General features: G+C 62.2%; 1 protein-coding gene and 1 pseudogene. Both read left to right on the top strand.

The annotated features are described in order from the left end of the window. Nucleotides 1–741 precede the first annotated feature (741 nt). Complete coding sequence (locus ACXJKR_RS28065; RefSeq protein ID WP_327082895.1) at nucleotides 742–1,437, top strand: FadR/GntR family transcriptional regulator; 696 nt, start codon at nucleotides 742–744, stop codon at nucleotides 1,435–1,437. Between the two features lie 554 nt (nucleotides 1,438–1,991). After that, nucleotides 1,992–3,206: pseudogene (locus ACXJKR_RS28060) on the top strand (hypothetical protein); the annotation flags it as partial.

Below are 3,206 nucleotides of genomic sequence, written 5' to 3'. Positions count from 1 at the left end.
ATCCTGCACGTCGTGCCGCTGCAGCTGCTGGCATATCACACGGCATGCGCGCGGGGAACAGACGTCGACAAGCCACGTAACCTGGCAAAAAGTGTGACTGTCGAGTAGGCGCGCTGGTGCTGTTGACGCCACCAGTTGTGATGTTGTCGCCGACCGAACTTTGAGCCAGTGGCTCAGTTTTCCGTCGGCGACAACACTCGGCGCTCTCAATGCGTCGCTGCGGTCCCTTGTGCGCCGACACGTGGACCCCGCGGCGCCGATGGGTTTCCCCTAATTAGTTTGACGGCCGATCGAACTATGATGACGGCACGGCATTGTCGCAATTATTTTCGCCGATTGATTCGGCGCCGAATCAAGCCCAATTAGGTGGTTTGGAGCGGAACCAGCAGCGTACAGCCGCCGGTTTCCGCCGCCAGCCGCGTCCAACGCACTCTTTTGTCAGGCGGACCAGCCCATGTTTGACCTCACCCCTAGCGCCCGGCTGGCCAACCCGCATGCCCTTGGAGGCGTCGTGCGCACACCAGGCGGTAGTTCTGCGGCTAGGACCGACCACGTGGAGGGCTGGCCCGAATTCACATCCCTGCCACCGATGGGCCGGACTGGATGGCCCCCAGCCATGGTGACCAAACTCGCCGAAAACTTCGCTGCAAGTTCTGCAGTTTGAGCGGCTGCCAGTTATTTCAGAAATAGGAGTTCACGGAGGCCATGTCATTTCATCATCGGAGCGTCGAGCCCCGTCGCTTGTACGAGCAGATCGCCGATCGGATCAGGGCGCTGATAGAAGCCGAGGGCCTGGTCGAAGGCGCACGGCTTCCCGGTGAGCGCGATCTGGCCTCGCTACTCGGCGTGTCGCGGCCCTCCCTCCGTGAAGCGCTGATCGCGCTGGAGATAGACGGGCGCATCGAGATTCGCGGCGGATCGGGCATCTACGTCTGCCCGTCTGGCCGTCGCAGCGAAACTTCTGCGCTGAGCTTGGGGGACAGCCCGGAGGAACTGCTGCAAGCGCGAGTTGTACTGGAGAGCGCGGTGGCCACGCTCGCCGCCGCTCGCGTCAGTACGTTAGGGCTGCATCGTGTCGAGGAGGCTCTTGAGGCGATGCGGGATGGGCTCGCCAGAGGATATAAGCCAGTCGAGGCTGACCGACGATTTCATCTCAGCATCGCCGAACAGGGCGGGAATTCCGTGCTGGTTGGAATGGTCGGTGCACTGTTCGACAGTCGGCATAGCCCGATTTCAGCGCAGATGAGTGTGCGCGTGGAAACGGAGCGCAGTTGGCGGTCTGCCCTGGACGAACATGAGGCGATCCTTCGGGCGCTCAAATCGCGCAATCCGCAAGCTGCGGCGGCGCAGATGTGCCATCACCTCCAGTCTTCCCATAGGCGCTGGATCGGCGAACCGACCGAGCCCTCCACCGAGGCGGCGCTCGCATGGGCGTGATCCCTGCTTCGGCGCCCAAAGAGGGTCGGTCGGGCTCGTGTGATTTCACGCCCCGAACGGGATGTTGGGCCTGCGTCGCCGATGGGTTTTCCCTAATTAGTTCGACGGTCGATCGAAATATGATGCTCGCGCGGCATTTGCCGCAATTATTTTCTCCGGTTGATTCGGCGTCGAATCAAGCGCGATTTGGTGGCTTTGGAGCGGAACCAGCCCCATACGGCCGGCGTCCTCTGCCGCCAGCCACGTCCAACGGACCAGCCCATGTTTGACCTCACCGTAAGCCCCCGGATGGCCGAACTGCGTGTCCTTGGAGGTGCCGTGCGCACCTCGGGCGGTGGTTCTGGGGCTAGGACCGGCCGTGTGAAGGGCTGCCTCGAATTCACATCCTCCGCCACCGTTCGGCTGGGGTGGATGAGACCCAACCACGGTGAACAAGCACGCCGATGGGGGGCTTTTTTACTCGGAAATAGTTCGTTCAACGCCCGAACCAAATGGCTTGGGTTCGGCGAGACGGGCCCGAGCTCAAAGGAGCGCTCTCGCTGCAAGTTCTRCAGTTGAGCAGCTACCAGTTATTTCAGAAAAGGAGACAGAACGTGACGAAAAAGTCGATTCCACACGCCAAGAAGTTGACCGCTGTAGCGGCATGCGCTTTTTTGGCCGCCTGCGGGGGCGGAGGGGGCGGAGATAGTGGTGGAGGGTCTGAGGGGCGCTTCCAGGCCATCAGCTTCAAATATCCGGGCGGCAACACCTTGTTGAACGGCCCGACCGCGTTGTCCGCAACAGCCACTTCCGGGTTGCCGGTCAGCTTCCGTACCGGCACGCCCACCACCTGCACGGTGGCGGACAAACAGGTGACCCTGGTGGCTGCAGGAGACTGCCTGGTCATCGCGAGCCAACCCGGCGGCGTTGGCTCGGACGGCACCGTATGGGCTGCTGCAGACGATACGAGCCAAGTGTTCGTCGTGTTGAAGCATGCACAACGCCCGCTGGTGCCGGTGGGCATCGTTCTGCGCGGAGCGGCTCCCGTCAACATCACGCTGCCAGACAAAACTGACGCTGGCATGCCGGCAACCTACACGGCGACGAAGACGCCCGAGGTTTGCACGGTCAGCGGCACGACGCTGAAAGTCCTGCAGCAAGGGTTCTGCACGCTTGGGGTGACGGCGGCGGAAAATGACTCATACACAGCCATGCCCGAGGGGCAGGCCTTCATTGAAATCGGCGCCTTGCCGCCCGCGGTGGTTCCGTTGGGCGGCGCGACTCAAACAGTCGTGCTGGGCACGGTCGATGCCAATGGCAACGCCCTGACGTACGCAAGCACCACGCCCACGGTTTGCACGGTGGCCGGCAATGAGCTTCGTCTGACCGCCAAGGGTAGCTGCGCGGTGACCCTGTCCAGCGCAGCGGGCACTTCTGAGAAGCTTCAGGTGCTCGCCGACCCGCTGTTGGTGTCTAGTGGGTTTGCGCCAGGCAGCAGCGTCGGCTGGACGGAGTCCTACAGAACCTGGCAAGGCGGTCGTGTGTCCGTCAACCCCTGGAGCAGCACTCTGGCCGCGGGCTGGGAGCGGTGTAACGCCAATGCCGACGATGGCACAAGTGTGGAGAACTGGTGCTACAGCAAGGTCTCCGACGACGGGTTGTCTCTCGTTTCTTCACTGCACCTTCCCGAGAGCAGGTGGACCCCGGGTAACTGGAATTACGGCTTCAATCGCATCGACATCTTCTCGCCTTGGACCATCGGGTTCAAGACGGATGACGACACCCTCAAC

Source organism: Roseateles sp. P5_E11 (genome assembly GCF_054049355.1).
The sequence above is the reverse complement of the archived record's forward strand: the minus strand, read 5'-3'. Positions and strand labels throughout refer to the sequence as shown.